This is a genomic window from Collinsella sp. AM38-1BH (assembly GCF_003467545.1).
Classification (GTDB): Bacteria; Actinomycetota; Coriobacteriia; order Coriobacteriales; family Coriobacteriaceae; genus Collinsella.
Map to the genome: position 1 here is coordinate 1 of NZ_QSHC01000003.1, position 16,913 is coordinate 16,913.

Sequence of the window (16,913 nt, forward strand, 5' to 3'; positions counted from 1 at the left end):
AGAGCAAGGCGGGGCCGAGGCCGCCTCGATCAATTTGCGAAAGAATCTTGACGGTACCAGTCGGTGAAGTACAGCAAGATGAGCAACAACGTATTGCCCACGGCATACAGGCCATAGCCCACGCACAGCGTGCGAAAATACCCGTGCATCAGGTTGTTAAAGCCCAGCGGCAGGGCCGAGAGCACCGTGGTCTCGAGCGAAATGACCGCCGCCGTCACAAACAGCTGCTTGAGCGCACAAAACCGTAGTTCTCGGTTGAGCGTGGCAAGCATTTCCTCCTCGGCCACCACAATGTCGCCCACCACGCCACCGTCGTTGAACAGGCTGTAGTAGTCGCGGTAACGCGGATAAAAGTTGACCTCGACTGAGACCACAAAGTTGACGGACGTGACCAGGATCGTCAAAAACGCGATGAGCGCCGGCACATCGTGGTAGGGCGCACCATAAAACAAGCCCTTGACCAGCACGCCAATGGGACCGGCCCAAATTATCACCAAGTGCGCAAAGAGGCCCAGGTTGGTGAACAAGCCCGTGAGCGCCAACGGCATAAACTGATCAAGCCACCGTAAAAAGAGCCAGGGGCTGCGTTCGCTCTGCGGAAAATACCGGTACAGCAGCACCACGTCGCAGGCGAGCATAACGCCGTAGCCCAGAGCAATTGACGCCAACAGGCCCTCGACCGGCGGCAGTCCCAGCGCCAGCGCGGCCAGGGCGCACAGGCACGCCACGCCAATGGCAGCCGCAAAGCTGCATAGGATACCGCGGTAATCCTTGATGGCAGTGAGGTAACTCATGCCGTTCCAGTTGACGATCATAATGTTGAACAGCCACAGGCACAGCAGCCCCTGCAGCAGCGTGGCGCCCGAGAACAGCAAAAAGACGCCGTAGAGCACCGTGCCCGCAACGAGCATGACAGCATTGGAGCCCCAAAACGAGGGAAGAATCTCGTCCTCGCGCTCGGCAAACAACATATCAGCCAAAAAACGCGTGACCGACATGGAGAAAAAGCTCGTGAGCGTAAGCGAGGCCAGCAGTGTGTAGGTCACCATGCACACCAGCAGATCCTGGTTGGCACGCCCTACGCCCCACAGACCGCACAGCACCAAGATACCCACCTGAAGCAGCACGCCCAGCAGCATGGGGCCCGTGCACACAATGCCGGCGTAGCCGTAAGCGCGCATCGTGGCAAACAGGCCCTTGCGCCTAAACAGGCGCTTGAGCTCAAAACCTATTCCGGCCACCGGCTACTCCCCCTCTCTGGGCAGGTCAAACGCACGCGCCGTCTCGTCGTACAGCGCGCGATAGTTGGCAAGCATCTGCTCGTGCAAGAAGTACGTGGCAACGCGACGCTGGCCGCGCTCCCCCATCTCAATGCGACGAGCGCGGCTTGTGCACATGCGTTCCATGGCATCGGCCAAGCCCTTGCGATACATGGGCGGCGTCACAAAACCCGCCACGCCAAAGTCGTCTCCCGGGGCGCCTTCGAGCAGCTCGCGACAGCAGCCCACCTCAGTCGTCACGCAGGGACGGCGCGCTGCAAGCGACTCCAGCACGCTGAGCGGCTGGCCCTCGGAGATGCTCGTCAAAATGGTAAAGTCGAGCTTTTCCATGTACTCGACCACGTTGACGCGGCCGGTAAAGATCAGGTCGCGCACGCCCAGGGTTTCGACCAGCGCGTGGCACTCGGCGCCGTACTCCTCGTCGTCCACGCCGCCCATGATGTGCAGGCGCACCTTGGGCAGGCGCTCGTGCAGCTCAAAGAAGGCATAAATCATGGTCTTGACATCCTTGATGGGCGCCAGGCGCACCACCGCGCCAATGTCCACCCAGCCGTCATCGGTCTTTAAGGGAATATCCTTAAAGCGATCGAACTGGATGCCGTTGGGAATGACCAGGCATTTGTCCGCATCGCAGCCCATATCGATCTGCGTCTTGCGGGCGTTGTGGAATAGGCTGGTCACGCGGAAGGCGCGGCGGTAGATCTCCTCCGAAAGCAGGTAGAAAAAGCGAATCCAGCGGTCCTTAAACGAGGGCACCACCCAGTCGGCGCGAATGATCTCTTCCTCGCGCTCACGGGTATAGATGCCGTGTTCGGTTAGCAGCACCGGCGCATGGTGAACGCTCGAGCCCAGACAGGCGAGCAGGCCGCCGTAGCCGGTCGAGATGGCATGGTACACATCGGCCACCGGCACCTCGCTGCCCAACAGGTAGAGCACGGGCAGCAACATGGAGCGCATGGTGTGAAATGCATCGGCAAAGGGCGTGTAGGGATACTCGGCCAGGCACACGTCGCGAAAGATATCCATAAACGTGCGGCTCTGCAAAAACGATAGCGGATGCACGCGACGGCGGTGGAAGATATCGAATAACACGTCCCAGTCCGGATTGGAAAGCGACACCAGACGGCGTAGCGCCTCGCGCTCACGGTCGTTAAAACTGGCTTCATGTTGCTCGCCCGAAAGCCGCAGGGCATCGTCCAGGAACACCTCGCGCACCTCGACCACGTTGCCGGGCAGCTCGTAGACAAACTTGCCGCGGTCGGCAGCATGCGCGCCGATTACCCAAAGCACGAACTCGTGCTCGGGCATGGCCTGGATATAGCCATGCATCCAGGTAGATACGCCGCCGTGCACATAGGGGTAGCAACCCTCGAGTACCAAGCAGATTCTCATTTATCGCCACCCTCCTTGCGCGCAATGGTCACCGTCTTGTCCGTGGCCTTGAGCAGATACAGACTGCCCGTAAGGTGCGTCAGTTCGCCACCCGTCACCGCACCCGGCTCGCCATTATTGGCGCGGAACATGAGCCACGCCTCGTCGTGGAAATTGCCCAGGCTGAGCGCCCAGGCATCCGCGCTGGTATCCACGCTCACCGTAACCGACGAAAAGCGCTGGATGGCACCGGAGCACTCCGACGCCGTCTGGTGCCGCAGATCGGGCGCGGATTTGGTAAGCCACTCCAGGAAGTCGACCAGGCCGCCCTTGTAGACCCCCCAGCCCTCCTTGGCTCCGCGATCGGGGTCCAAAAGGTCGTCCGGGTGCATAAAGTGCGTGCTCACGTAGTGCATGTTGAGCTCGGACACGGCTGCCAGGCGCATATAGGAATCGTCGACCATGCCGCCCGAAACAATACGTGGCTGCTCCACAATGCCATCGCTCGCCACGCCAAACTCCTGCACGTACGGCAGGTCGGTGCCATCCTCAAAATACGTACTGGCAATGGTCTTAATGCGCGGAACATCGGTACCGATAAGCTTGCGCGCGCGGGCCGAAAGGATATTCGACGGCGGCACGTAAACCGAGCCACGAGCATTGGGCAGGACCTCGTCCTGAAACGCGATAAGTTCGTTGAGCGAAGCGACGAGCGTCTCTTTGTTCTTCCAGGTCTTGTAGACGTACAACGTACCGTAGTCGGTGTCCCAGAGCGCAAGCGGCTGATGATTGTAGCCGTGAAAGCCCAGCTCGCCGCCCATCTGCAGCAGCATGCCGCCAAAATATCGAAACTGCGTGGTATCGGGTTGGCGCGCGGGCTCGGTCTGGTTGACCGCGTCCTCGTAGTTTTCGATCATCACGCCGGTATAGCGAATGCCGTATTTTTGCGCGAGCTTTTGCAGATCGGGCCACCAGACCTTGGTGTAAAAATCGGCAATGGAAAGGCCGTAGTCACGCTTGATATAAGTACCATCGCCCGAGGGCACGGGGCTAGGAAAGTCGTCCAGATAAAAGACAGCGCTGTTGATAACCGGATATGCCGTGGCATCGCCCAGCAGGCTGATCGCCGCGGCGTAAAAGCCGCGCATGACCTTGTCATAGATACCGATATTACATACCACGGTGCGCCCGCTACCGCAGTCATTCGACCAAATGAGCGGGGCGCCCGCATCGCCGGTCTTGGCCCAAACGTGCGCCGTCTCGCGCAGCGAAACCGAAAGCGACGAATCAAAGGGGTCCGAGAGCTCGTAGCGCTCTCCCCCGCCCAACATAAAGTCCTCGCTCGGCACAATGCTTTCGGCTTTTACATAGTCATATCCGGCCGATTCAATGCCAAGCTTGGAGGCAATCACTTGCAGATAGCTCGAGTTATCCGGCGGCATGGCGAGCATAAGCGAACCGCCGGCACTCACCCAACTCATAATGTCGCTCAGGTGCGTACCGAGCCCATCGAGCGACGGCATGAGCAAGATCACGCGATCGAAGGAGGTCAGCGAGGGAATGGCATCCGCACCATCCAGGACAAGGTCCACGTCGCGGTGCGCGATCTTCATGTCGAGCAGGATCTGGTCGAACTGTTCCTTTACGTCCTCGACGCCAGCTTGATCGGAATCGGTAATGACCAGGCACGTGGGCTTTTGGCCAAAGATTGCCGAGGAGGCCGGCACCGCGTCGTTGGCGGCGAGCATGCCCAGCTTGTGCTGTCCAGCGCTGTACTGCACGCCGGCGCGTTCGATCAGCAGCACGGCGGCCATGACGATAAAAACAGCCCACACTACGAGCAGCCCCATCCAACGAAAGCGGTCTGCACGGTCGCGGATATGTTGCACCACGCTCATCTGGCCTCCTCCCCGTCGCGCCAAAACGCCAACTGTTCGCGGTTGGCGGCACTCAAATACACATGCTGATTGTCGATCGCGTCGATCACACGGTGGACCTCGTCACCGTCGCGGCGCATCACGGCCAGGCGCAGGCAAAGCATCCAAACCTCCTGCTCCTCGGGCACGTCGAGCACCAGCTGGTCGGTCACGGTCTGCGCCTCGTCGATCTGTCCGACATCGGCCAGCGCCGTCGCGTATCGAATGCGCAGCTTAAGGGTATCCTCGCGTTCGTAGCGACGCGCAAGCAGGCGCGCGTACTGTTGGCGCTGAATCTGAGCCACATGCCCCTCAGCCAAGCCCGAGCCCAAGTATTCACCAAGATAATCGCAGTATTCGTTGAGGTTTTGCGCGCTCGGGTCCGTCTTAAAGGCACGCTCCAGCTGCTGCAGTTTAAGGTCAGACTCCTTGGAGATCTGCGCCACCGCCGTCGCGGCATAGTGCGCCACCTCAACGTCGTCGTTAAGCTTAGCCGCCTGCAGCTGCGCCAGGTACGCGTCGGGCTCCTCGGTGAGCATGGAAAGCATTAGGCGGCGCCGGTATGCCGGGTCGTTGACGATGAGCGCCTCCTCGAGCGGCACTACGCCTGCATCGGCATCACGTTCGTACACTAGGATGCTGCGATGCAGGTCGTCGTTGAAGCGCAGCGACTCCAGCGCAGACTCTTTCAGTCCCTCGCCAAACACCGCGCTGCGGACCGATAGCAGAACCACCAGCAACGGGCCCCACAGCGGCACCAACACTATCACAGCCAGCATGTGCCCGCGCGCCGGCAGCAGGCCCAGCTTCATGAGCGTCCACAGCATCAGGCAAACCAGCGCATGAATCAGCAGCAAGACGGCAGCAACGACAAGCGAGATCAAGCGGCACCCCCCTCACCGTCACCGGTGTAAGAGATGTGCTGCAGCAACGCCACGATGTCCTCGCCATCGACGGGCTCCACCGCAATCTGCTTTGCGCTCAGGCGCTCGCGGATAATGGGAAGATCACACGCCTTTGCCTGGCGCATAAGCAGGTAGAGCACGTTGCCGTCGACCAAGCCCGCCGCGTCGCTCTCGCGGATTGCCGACCCAATTGCGCCCACCAGCTCGCCGACAGGCTCCATGCCCGGTACCACGCGCAGGAGCAAAAAACTCCCCATCTTGCTATCTGCCAGCGCCTGCTCCGCCGCGAGCTCTTGGCCAAAGGCCGCCTGCTTGAGCACGCAAGTGCCGTCAACGCAGCGTTTATCCTGCGCCACCGCCTCATAGTCAAAGGCACGGCCCAGCGCGCTTTCGACCAGCCCGCACAAGATGCGGAACAGATTTTGATAATAGAGGGTCATTTGGTTTTCGGCCGCACTACGCACAAAGATCAACACGGCGGGTGCCCCGTCGCGCTCGATCGTGTATCCAAACATGGGAAGCCCCGGCGTCAGCTCGCGGTTCACCCACAGGTTCGAACGACCCCCGTCGCCCAAAAGAGGTGCAAGCTGCTCGAGCGTGAGCGAGCGTGCGGCATCTTCGGCAATCGCGGGACTTGCCGCCACCAGGCGTGCAAATGCCCCGCCCGAAACATGGTAGATCGCCACCGAATCGTTCTCGAGGATCTCGCCCAGAAGCTCGCAGCACTTGCGATAGATGTCGCGTGGGTTGAGTACGTCGAGCTCCTGCGTCACGGCAAAGATCTTGCCAAAGCTGTCGTGGCGACCCACAATCTGGCGCCTGTACGCGCGCTTGTCCTCGATCGCGTCGTGGTAAAGCTGTGTGAGGAACGTATTGCGATTACGCACGAGCTCGTTTTGATCGCGCTCCGCCCTAATGGCTTCGCTGTTGCGCAGCTGCACATAGCCGCACACGGCACCCACCACAAAGTACGCAATAAACGGCAGCCAGTTGGACGGCTCGTAAAAGAGACCCTGGAAGGTATAACCGTACTGAGTAAAGTAGCTCGCGGCCAAACCCACCGACGCCAGCAGCGCCGCAACCAGGCCAAAATCGAGCCCATACAGCGTGCCGATCAGTACCACGTACAGCAGGCGGTAGTCGAGCACGTTAAGCTGAGCAGACTGCGAAAACACCAGCTCCAGGCCCTCAAAGAGCACCCAGGCCAGCGCGGTCTCCAGGCATTTGATGGGCAGTGTCCGCCCGCGCATGCGGTCGATGGCGGCACGCAGCGGATGGCGCTTGCCCGCGAGGGTCTGCTCCCAGCGGGCGTGTATGGTCGAAAGATCGCGCAGCACGTCATAGCGCTGGAACCACCCGTAGCGCGTGCGGACGGTATCGCTCGGAGCAATGGAGACGACGGCGTCCCCGTCGTAGGTAATGTCGAGCCCCGGGAACAAGCCCTTGAGCGCCTCGCCCAGGTCTCCCACGGTGTGGGCAAAGCTATCCGGAACCTCGAGTTCCTCGAATGTGGCATCCCAGCTGTCGAAGATGCGACGCACCAGAACGGCCAGCTCCTCGGCGCAGAGGGCACCGAGCGGTGAGTCCGCCCCAGCCCTCATGACAGCAGAGCCTTGCGAGCACGCCTCGAACAGCGGGGTCAAAATCGGGTCTTCCAGCGTGGGCGAGGCGGTGTACAGATACGGCACGCGCAAGATCTTGGCCTGAATGCCGTCGCGGACCGCATAGTAGCGGCACAGGTCGTTGGCCGCACGGGCAATGATGCCCTTGCCGTTTTGCCCCGCAACGTCCACCGCACCGTCCGCTCCCATGGGACCAGTCACAAACAGCAGCTGAATCTGGCGACCCATGCAAGCTCGAAAGACGGAGCGCAGCAGCTCGATGTCGCCAACGGCCTCGGTATGCGGCGTGAGATAGGTAGAGAGGTAGACCACACGGTCGAATTCGTAAGCCTGGTCCAGGTGCTGCAGCAGCTCTTTCCAAGACGCATGGAGCGACGACCCGTCGCGGCGCGCCTCGTTGGCCGCCACGACCTGAACATGGTCACCGGGAAACGCCTTGGCACAAAAGTCGTCATCGACATACGCGGTATTGCCAACAACCAGCACTTCCACCGTGCGCTCCCCCTCCCCAAATTTAGCTTTTGCCATGGTAAACATGCGTATTGTACGCTGTCAATGTAGGCCAAAGGCAACTTTAAAGCTGTTTTAAGAACTTTTTCAGACGGGAAGCGACTCGCGCCTGAGCCAGAGAGCCCTACACGTGCCGCTGCACGGCGGAGAAAGGCGAATCCACTACCCCTCAGGCATAATTCCTGAGCAAAATCAAGCAGAGCACACGGCTTTTGCGCCACTTTAAGACGTAATCGGGATGTGGCGAGAGGCCAAATTCGGAAGTGCGGGGAAAACCAAAGGAATGCTGACCAGACCCCCGTTTAGGCTTCCGCGACCTGCGGTTTTGATACAAAAAAACCGCGTTGTGCTCGAAGGTTTTCGATTTTTCCCCGCACTTCTGTAATTACATCTCTGGATCGAGGGCGCAGGCAATGGTGACGACATCCACGATAGCGCCCCCCCTATGCCTGATACCAAAATCGTTCCATAGGGACCCGTTTCCCAATGGGATGATTCTTCACAAAGGGCATTAAGGCGCATGAGAACATGGTAGAGGCAAGCAAGCGCGCTTCCACGTTTTCGCCCATGGTGACCACGGTATAATCCAACGAGACAAGCAACGAACGGGAAAGGCAGCGCGGATGAACCTGGGCAGCGAGAGCGAGACCGTCGAGTTCAAGAAGTCCACTGGCGAGCATAAAGAAGCACTGCAGGCCATCAGCGCCATGCTGAACAAGCACGGCCGCGGCGAGCTCTACTTCGGCGTGAAGGACAACGGCGATGTCATCGGCCAGGATGTCAGCGACGCAACGCTGCGCCAGGTGACGTCGTGGGTGTCCGACAAGATCGAGCCCGCGGTGTTCCCGACGGTCGAGTGCCTCGACGCCGATGATGGGCTGCGATACATCAAAATTGCCTTCTCAGGTGCCGACGCCCCCTACTCCGCCGACGGACGCTACTTCACCCGCGTGGGGACTTCGAACAAAGCGCTGTCGGCCTCGGAGCTGAGCGCCATGGTCGTCAAGCGTGAGCGCGCCCGTAGCCCGTGGGACTCGCTGCCGTCCGGCAGGCCCGTCTCCGACGCCGACGAGCAGGCGGTGCGCGACTTCGTCGCGCGCGGCGGCAGGGCCGGACGCGTGGGCGGCGGGTTCGCCGGCGTGGAGGACACCTTGGCAAGGCTCGACCTCGTCGCGCCCGACGGCAGCCTAAGAAACGCCGCGGTGGAGCTGTTCTGCGAGGGATCCGACACCTACCCCAGGATGAAGCTGGGGCTTCTGGGCGGCAACACCAAGGCCAAGATCCTCGACCTGCGCCGCGAGTGCGGCACCATGCTCAAGCTGCTCGACTTCGCCGAGTACTTCGTGACGTCGAACATCAGGCGCGAGTTCGTCATCGGCGAGACGGGCATGTACCGCAAGGAGATCCCCGAGATCCCGGCCGAGGCCATCCGCGAGGCGGTTGCCAACGCGCTGTGCCACCGCGACTACACCACCGGCACCGCCGTCGAGGTCAACGTGTTCATGGACACCGTCCAGATCGTGAGCCCGGGCCTGTTCCCCGAGGGCGACTCGCCGCAAGAGCACCTAGACGGTACCGCGAGCGAGTTCGGCCTCCGAAACCCCGCGATCGCGCGCACCCTGTTCCGCGCCGGCGTCATCGAGCAGTACGGCACGGGCATACCGCGCATCAAGGAGGCCTGCGAGGCAGCCGGCGTGAGGTTCCGCTTCGAGCAGACCGTCAACAGCACCGTCGTCGTCTTCGAGCGTCCTGGGTTACAGAAAGCGGCCTTCAGGAGAACCGCGGCCGACAACCGACCGCTCCTCAGCGAGCGCGAACGAGCAGCGATGGCAATTGCCGCCGCTCAGGGGAAAATCACGACCTCCGACCTCGCGCGGGAGTCCAATGTCGGTAGGAAAACGGCCTCGAAGACTCTGAAAGACCTTGCCGGGCGAGGCCTGTTGGAATGGGTAGGGAAAAGCCCGAAAGACCCGCACCAGTTCTACAGGATGCCAAGCGAAGTTTGAGGCTGCAGGTCCTAGCCGGGAAACAGGCCCATTGCGTTTGCTGCCCTCCCCCTGCTGGGCACTACTGAGTAATCTACTGGGCACTGCTGAGTAATCTACTGAGTAGTGCCCAAGCGCGAGTTGGCAAGTCCGCCGAAGCCCAGAGAAACGGCTCCGAAGAATATACTGACCGCTACTGACCGCTACTGATCGCGGCATTCGGCAGGCCCGCCGAATGCCGCGGTCTCCCGAGACTAGCAGAGCCGCCCTTATTGTTAGCGCTGCCGAAGCAAGCCCTACTTCAGCAGCAACTTGAATTTTCGTGCGATGAGCCTCCCCGGAGCCAAGAGCCTTTTGCCCTAATCACAACACCGCAATTCAAGCACCGCAGAAAACTCCATTAGCGATGAACCAGCCACTTGAAGACGTGATCAAGGTGCGGCAAGGGGTCAAATTCGGAAGTGCGGGGAAAATCGAAGAAATGCTAACCAGGCCCCAGTTTTCGCTTCCGCGAACTGCGGTTTTGGTGCTAAAAATCGCGTTGTGCTCGAAGGTTCTCGATTTTCCCCGCACTTCCGTAATTACATCCTTGGATCGAGAGTGCAGGCAACAATGACGTCATCCGCGATAGCACCCAACAGTCACGGACGTACAAAAGGCCGTTGCCGGAAGCCTCCATACAACGACTCTTCTTTGCGCGCGCCACGCTCGCAATGCTCCATTAAATGTAACTAATTGATTTGCTATATACCATTCATAATGGCACATAGCAAATCAATTAGTTACATGTGGAGGCAGAACATGAGGGAGTACGTCGAGAAACAGCTGCACACTAGAGTCGATTGCGAGCCCAACGACGCCTCGGAAATAACGACGCAAAACTCTTTCCGAAAGTGTAGGTGAGCGAAATGGCGACTCATGCATACGATGACCTTTATTCTTATCTAGCCGCATTCAAGAACAGCTCTCTTGCCGAAATAATTGCGTACCTAGAAGAACTGGGGCAAAGGAGGTTCGACGCCTTTATTAGGGGCCTTGCACCCCTTATCCCAATCGAAAAAATCGAAAATCAATCCCTGTTCAATTTTTCTGTTGACTCCACCCTTGAAGGAGGCAAATTCCCCTGCACTGACTATGCCTGTCGAGAGCAAAACATTTACCATTTGGCAAAGTTCTCAGCATTGTATGCAGATAAAACACTGATTCATTGCCCTATAGAATCGGCATTCGAAATGGGGCACGATGATTATGTCTCAGTCGATGAACTTGCATTCGGGATCTATTTGACCATGCGAGTCGAAGACATAGTCAAAGCTGGAATACTCGGATTTTCGAGCAATTACATTCCTCTTTGCAAAGATTGCCTAGCGCGACAAATCGAAAGAGAATCAAAAGCAAAAGGATTGATATCGAGTTATTGGGATGAACTCGTACGACAATTCTGTTCCTCTACCTCGTGCACTTTAAAACAAGCACCAGATGGGAATCTGTATGTAGCGATTGAGGGAATGGATGCATATGGGTCCCATGATGAGATGGATGTCGATTTCCTGGTAATCCCGTCTGAATACGAATCGCTCTATGCAAGCCAAGGCGAAACGCGATTGGATAGAGACATGCTGGAGAAAGGCGGCATCTTGACTATCCTACTGCCATTGTTGGACGATTGCTTTCAAGCCCTCGTCAATCCCTATTTTTCGAATAGCTCGTATTTAACCACTCGTCCAGCTCAGATTGAGTTCCTCGAGTCCGCAACTTCCACCCTTTATCCTCGAAAAGATCAGACCATACCCATTCGCCGGTTATCTTGCCCCCTCCCCATTGCTGAAAATGCAACGTTGCGTAGCATCCTTGATTGCCGCATTAGAAACGAAGAGTCGTTTCTTGTGTTTAGGGATACCTTGTCCAAAGGCCTGAGCGAAAGGCCCATCGACACCTCGACATTAGCTGACCTGAAGAACGACCTAATTGAGCCCGAGCTTCACAAGATATCTTTAGTGATGAAAAACGAGCGATCCCGATTAGTCACCTCCGCAGTCATTGAAGCCGCTATCGGAATTGCGAGCTTTACATTGGGGCAATACGGAATCGCATCACCTTCTGATGCCATGGCCTTCCTCGGGGCTGCCGGCATAGGGGCCGTTGCATCTCAATCCGCAGATTTCTTGCGAGAAGCCAAGGCAAAAGAGAACCCCATGTATTTCCTCTGGAAGCTCAATAGAAACAACCGTCTGTAACCTAAGGGGCAGAACACCGCAGTCGCCGAGCATATCTCGATCATTAAATAAAGGCAGCACTAGAAAGGATGCGAATCGTGAAGAACCGATTCCCTTTACGAATGCCTAATGCAGTAAAAATCACTGGTAGATCCGAGCAGTTTAACCAAGACGACAAGAGCGCGCTCAGATTGCTGTCTGCAGTAGCTAGCCAAGTATAGATACCATCCTGTTTCCAAATTCGGTCCTACGATAAACCCTTTCTTCTTTCTCAATTTCGTCGGGATCGTCGAAGATGAGCGTCATATCTACTACGTCCCACTGCTGCCGATGGATATCCTCAATCAGCAATCCCAGTCCGGTTAATCGAAGAAGAACTTCTGCATCTCTGCCTCTGAGCGTCTGAAAAGTTTCCTTTTCTCGAAGCATTTCGTAGTCTCCAGGTAGAAATCTGTCCAAAGTCTCTGCAAACAAACGAAGATCGTCCCAGCTAATTTCTTTATCTAGGTAGGCCTCATAAATCTTTGCTAGTCGCCGCGCTTTGTCCTCCTCAATGTATCTTTCGAGCAGGATAAGCAGGTACTCAATATCGCGCTTCCTATTTGACTCTTCAAAGTATTGCTTGTACTTGTTCCATGAGCCATTTTCAAAAGAGTCGCGGTTGAACTCATCGAGGAAACACGCATACTTCTTCAGCAGATGCGCATTGTGGATATTGTTTCCGATTTTGTAGATGCTCACTAGGCTTGAGATGACGGGGATGTCCTTCAAGAACTCGTTTTGGAGAATTTCGTCCAGGCCAACCTCTGCGATATTCGAAATAAGTTCGAGAGAGTCGCTGCAAATAGTCGGCCTTGCGTCGTCTTGCAAGCGCGATAGACCGGCCTTAGTTGATTCCTCTGCGTTTGCCATAAGATTACCTTTCATAATAATTTGCCAGTTTTGGCATGCGTTTGCAGCGCCGCTTTTCTGAAAGTGGCTCCGATTTAAATGCCATCCCCCGAATAAGCGCTCAGGTTCGATTCAACAAGTGCATTGGTTGAAAAGAGCTTTAGACCCCCTTCGAGGTAAAAGTCGCTTGTGCAGAGCAACCAAATCATCTTGTCGAGCTTGTAGGCAGTGGCCTCGGGGTCCACGCCGCCCTTCCGCGCCGCGCGCGCGGCTTCGAAATAGCAACGAGCCACTTCGACCTCGCTGTCAGTGGTAGCGTAAAACTGAACAGTATTCAGTAGGCCGTTGACACAAACATCGACGAGCGGCTGCTGAACAAGCCCGAGGACCTGTTCAGGGCGATGCAGCTCGAGCTCATGGAGCTGCACCACGGTTCGCCCTCGACCGTCTTCTGCACGCAGTGCAGGTCGAAGGGCTAGGCAGGAGCCCCGAGGCTTTTCCTAATTCTAGGTGTTAAAGTCGATTACTGCCTGCCGTGGAATAGCCTCCACTTTTCGTCTTCGATGTCTCTTTCAATTGATGACTTCACTTTTGACAGCCATTCTCTGTGTTTTAAATATGCAACACCTGCGGGCAGCTGAGCAGCAATCGAGTCAATCGCCTCAATCTCCTTGAGCTTTGCTGGAATAAAGCCTTTTTCAGGGGACCCGCTCATTGAAGATCGACGGAGATCCAAATGGTTGATCGATATCCCGTCTTTATCGAGCGTCAGAATGAGGGTGATAGCCCTAATCCTCGTCTCGTCATTGCAATCGGACAAGGCCCAGCTAATTCTATCGAGGCTATTTGCGTCGGCGATCCTTTCGCGGATGGTATATTCCAAGCGCTCCCAAAAAATATCGCTCGAGAGCGCATTTGCGTCATGAACGGGAAACAAAACGGCTATTTCAAGCCTGCCGAGTGGTTCGCTCAGCGCTTCATCGATCATTGCTTTCAGCAGATTCCAGGCATGATCATCCTGGACGGTCCAAAACGAGCTGATTCTTCGCAGGAGATCGTGCCTTTGTCGGTAGTCGAGGTTGGCAACGTACTCCAAAAAACGGTCAATCATTGAGCTGTCAAGGCGTAAAAGGCAGCGTAGGAAAGCGAGGTTATAGTCGAAAGTAGGATATCCTTCAAGTGCGAGAAAATACAGGTTGACGGCCGGTGAGGGATTGGATTCGAAGTACGAATCTAGAGCGGAGACGCGCTTTTCGTCTCCGCAGTTGCCGAAAAACCGCCAAACCCCATCATTGTGTATATGTTCGGAAAGCCAAGAAGCATATTTGAGGATATAGCCAGGATGCTTTGGCTCGACTATCTCCAAATCTTCCAAGCAGAGATGCGTTCTGCCGTCATCGAGTCTTGCGAGAATTTCGTCGAGCTCCTCCTTGTCGGGCCCGTTCTTTATTGCTAGCAAATCAAGATAGTCAAACAGGGCCGGATGGTCACTCACGTCGATCACCGCGCCCAGCTCGTTTCTAAGGACCTTCCTGCCGATGGTTTCAGCAAGATGATCAAGTGCTTCGTACGGGACAGGGATCGTCGAGGGCGACGAAGCGATATTGCGTGCGATTATGCTTGAGGCAGTATCTGGGGTCCTTTTGGCGATTTCCAGAAGGACTTTTCCGATAGCCCTGCCCGACTCCCACTCTTTATCGGAAATCTCATAATCTTCGGCTAGCTTTCCCAGGGCTTCGGTCAGTCGTTCTAGCGGTAACTCTTCCGCGGATATCCTCGGTTCTTTCTCTACGAGAGACTCGGAGTTCTCCAGACCAAGTGCGTCGAATGCGCTCTGGCGGAACCCATCGAGGCTCAGAGGGGGATTCTGCGCGCATGTTTCGTAAATCTGGTTGATGCTTAAGCTGCATAAGAGATCGATTGTCGAGTCTTCGGTTATATATTTGGGGAATAGCTCTTCAATCCTCGAGAGCACCGAATACATGTTTTCTGCGTACTCCGCTTCAGGTTCTTTGCCATAGAACGAGAAGTGCTGCCGAAAAGTGGATTTAACTTGCCTGCTGAATTCGGTTTCGACCAGAACGGAGAGCGCCCGGAAGCAATGGGCGTGGAGCTCGGCCAGCTCTGATGTGAAATTGAAGGTCAAAGTGTTGTATGTGTACGTTATGCCGTTTTGACAAACGCGCTGGGCCCTTGAAGAGAGGTATGAACTCGTCAAGACGATCAGACATGCTGCAACATTACGGGAATGCGATTGTTGATATTTTTGAGCGAGGGCATCGAGTTTGCTGTTTTCCAAATCGAATCCCGTACGATCGACATCGTAAGCGAAAGCGCCGTCCGGCCCGCATGCCCAGTTGTACTCGGCCGCTCGCTCGGTGCCTCTTTCTACACACTTCACGAACAACTCGGAGGCTGTTTGCGAATACTCGCTTGAGTTCATCAGGGATACAGAAATTTGCAGGGGCATAGATCCGTCGGATGTCGAATTCATGCCGAGAATTTCTTCCGATACGTCAGCGCAATCAGCGTTTTCGATGCGGTTTGAGGCAAAGGCGAGCGCCTGTATGGGGAGGAATTGATTGAATGTGACTATGAACTGATCGGCAATTCGCGCATCCCGATTCTTTATTTCATCCCAAGCTTTCTCGCATTCCCTTCGAAGGTAGTCGTACACGCTCGCACTTCCGCACACTTCAGCCATTGACTTGGCGGCTTTGAGATACGGCGCGTTCGGCATTTCTGCGGTATGCAGAATGAAATCCGCAAAACTGCCGTTCCCTTCTTTTGCGAAGTGGCGGCATATCAAGAAGTCGCGAAGATTCTGCTCTTCCATTCTTATGGCTAGCACGCCATCGGCGGAGGTAAGGATCGTGACAATTTCCTGGTCGTTCAATCTGGATGCAAAATCCCGAATCTCGGCGTCGTCGTACCCCAGCCCCAAGAGCTCCTCGTAACAAGGGTCTCCTTCAATAAGATCGCAGCAGTCGTAGATTGCAAGGTTCTCTGCGAGACGCTGCTCCCTGCTGGAGTACCCAGCTAAAGCAGAATTCATATAGATGTTCAAAAGATCGTATGGCTCTTGGATGGCTTCGAAATTGCCGTCTGCTATGGGGCTTGCTGCCATGATAGCCAAGCGCAGGTTTCCGTTTGCGATTGCCGATACTCTCTCCCTCAGTGCTATGTTTTTTATGTTGTATTCGGTCTCGAGTATCGCTTCTATATTTTCCGCGGTTAGAGGCTCCAGCTCTATTTCTCTGAAATTTAGATAACTGCCGATTTTTGCGGTCAACTCGCTTCGGTGCATCTTCCTGCAGGTGAGGACAATCTTTAGCTTTTTGTTTTCCAAACAGATTCCCAGCAAGTGCTCAAGTGACAGGTTGCCGTTTGCATCATCGACTAGAAGGATAATGTTTTCCGACTCCGACAAAATCAGCTCGATATCATCGTCGAGATGCGATGAATACCTAGAGTCCAAGATAAGAAGATCCCATTGATGCCGTTTGCTGAATGAGAGGCATGCGTCGAGGGCGATCTTGGTTTTCCCCGATCCAGACTGCCCCTGAATCACCACTGCCTTGTTTTGCTCTATCGATTCGACGATGACTGAAAACTCGGAATCCCTGTGCATGAGGAGCTTCGACAGGTCGGTTGAGAAACGGTCGTTCAGGCTTCGCTCGATGAAGCGGTCTGGGGCGATGAATGATCCCTTTCCGAGTGGAACGCCCAATACCGTATGCGCTAGCGCAGGGTATTTTCCATCAAGGTCGCTCGCAATTGTCTCTGGCCCGATTATTTCTATCCGTGGATCGATGGCACGGACCTCCTCGAGTACCAGAGGTGAAAGGCGAAAGTATGTGTGGCACAGGATGATTCGATCTATGAGTTGCGGATTGATTCCGGTTTTGCTCCTGTCGAGGCAGTCTTTAGCATCATTTAGCAGCTTATTGCGGATGTCGGATTTAGAGGTTGTGTATGCCGCGAAGAGGTAGTGTCCATTCTCTCCTACGGAGTACATGTCTGGCACTCCGGTCGTGGTTTTATCCGTGCCGCATTGGGATCCTAATTCAATGATGTTGTTAAGCGAATATCTCCTATATAGATACTGATTTGCTAGTGTTTGAAAACGCCCGCCTTCGATCTGCCTTAGCTCTTCTTGGATCTGATTTATTTGGGACATTTTGCTCCTCGCGATAAATTCGCCTTTTGATTTCTCT

10 protein-coding genes are annotated in these 16,913 nt (G+C 55.9%); 2 read left to right on the plus strand and 8 right to left on the minus strand.

From position 1 onward, the window contains the following. Nucleotides 1-29: 29 nt before the first annotated feature. The 5 genes from pelG to DW870_RS02205 are packed head-to-tail and all read right to left on the minus strand — an operon-like array spanning nucleotide 30 to nucleotide 7,586. Complete coding sequence (gene pelG / locus DW870_RS02185; protein ID WP_233547378.1) at nucleotides 30-1,241, minus strand: exopolysaccharide Pel transporter PelG; 1,212 nt, start codon at nucleotides 1,239-1,241, stop codon at nucleotides 30-32. 3 nt (nucleotides 1,242-1,244) lie between these two features. Then, nucleotides 1,245-2,672, minus strand: coding sequence for a GT4 family glycosyltransferase PelF (pelF, locus tag DW870_RS02190; RefSeq protein ID WP_117876778.1), 1,428 nt, complete (start codon nucleotides 2,670-2,672; stop codon nucleotides 1,245-1,247). Further along, nucleotides 2,669-4,549 (minus strand): DUF2194 domain-containing protein, encoded by a 1,881-nt coding sequence (locus DW870_RS02195; protein ID WP_117876780.1) that lies wholly within the window; start codon nucleotides 4,547-4,549, stop codon nucleotides 2,669-2,671. The genes pelF and DW870_RS02195 overlap by 4 nt, the downstream gene beginning before the upstream one ends. Further along, nucleotides 4,546-5,451, minus strand: coding sequence for a hypothetical protein (locus DW870_RS02200; protein ID WP_117876782.1), 906 nt, complete (start codon nucleotides 5,449-5,451; stop codon nucleotides 4,546-4,548). Before DW870_RS02200 ends, DW870_RS02195 begins: the two co-directional genes overlap by 4 nt. After that, on the minus strand, nucleotides 5,448-7,586 hold the full coding sequence (locus tag DW870_RS02205) for a DUF4118 domain-containing protein (RefSeq protein WP_117876784.1): 2,139 nt from the start codon (nucleotides 7,584-7,586) through the stop codon (nucleotides 5,448-5,450). Before DW870_RS02205 ends, DW870_RS02200 begins: the two co-directional genes overlap by 4 nt. Before the next feature lie 641 nt (nucleotides 7,587-8,227). Between DW870_RS02205 and DW870_RS02210 the strand changes: the two genes are divergently transcribed. Further along, the gene (locus tag DW870_RS02210) at nucleotides 8,228-9,610 is read left to right on the plus strand and encodes an RNA-binding domain-containing protein (RefSeq protein ID WP_117774272.1); all 1,383 of its coding nucleotides are present in this window, start codon (nucleotides 8,228-8,230) and stop codon (nucleotides 9,608-9,610) included. A gap of 887 nt (nucleotides 9,611-10,497) precedes the next feature. Then, nucleotides 10,498-11,826, plus strand: coding sequence for a hypothetical protein (locus DW870_RS02215; RefSeq protein ID WP_117876786.1), 1,329 nt, complete (start codon nucleotides 10,498-10,500; stop codon nucleotides 11,824-11,826). Nucleotides 11,827-12,012: 186 nt separating this feature from the next. On the opposite strand, the gene DW870_RS02220 is transcribed toward DW870_RS02215, so the two are convergent. From DW870_RS02220 to DW870_RS02230, 3 genes are all read right to left on the minus strand, one after another. Beyond that, nucleotides 12,013-12,717 (minus strand): hypothetical protein, encoded by a 705-nt coding sequence (locus DW870_RS02220; protein ID WP_117876788.1) that lies wholly within the window; start codon nucleotides 12,715-12,717, stop codon nucleotides 12,013-12,015. A 74-nt stretch (nucleotides 12,718-12,791) separates the two neighbouring features. Beyond that, the gene (locus DW870_RS02225) at nucleotides 12,792-13,127 is read right to left on the minus strand and encodes a hypothetical protein (protein WP_117774269.1); all 336 of its coding nucleotides are present in this window, start codon (nucleotides 13,125-13,127) and stop codon (nucleotides 12,792-12,794) included. Between the two features lie 92 nt (nucleotides 13,128-13,219). Next, complete coding sequence (locus tag DW870_RS02230) at nucleotides 13,220-16,876, minus strand: hypothetical protein (RefSeq protein ID WP_117876789.1); 3,657 nt, start codon at nucleotides 16,874-16,876, stop codon at nucleotides 13,220-13,222. Nucleotides 16,877-16,913: the final 37 nt, after the last annotated feature.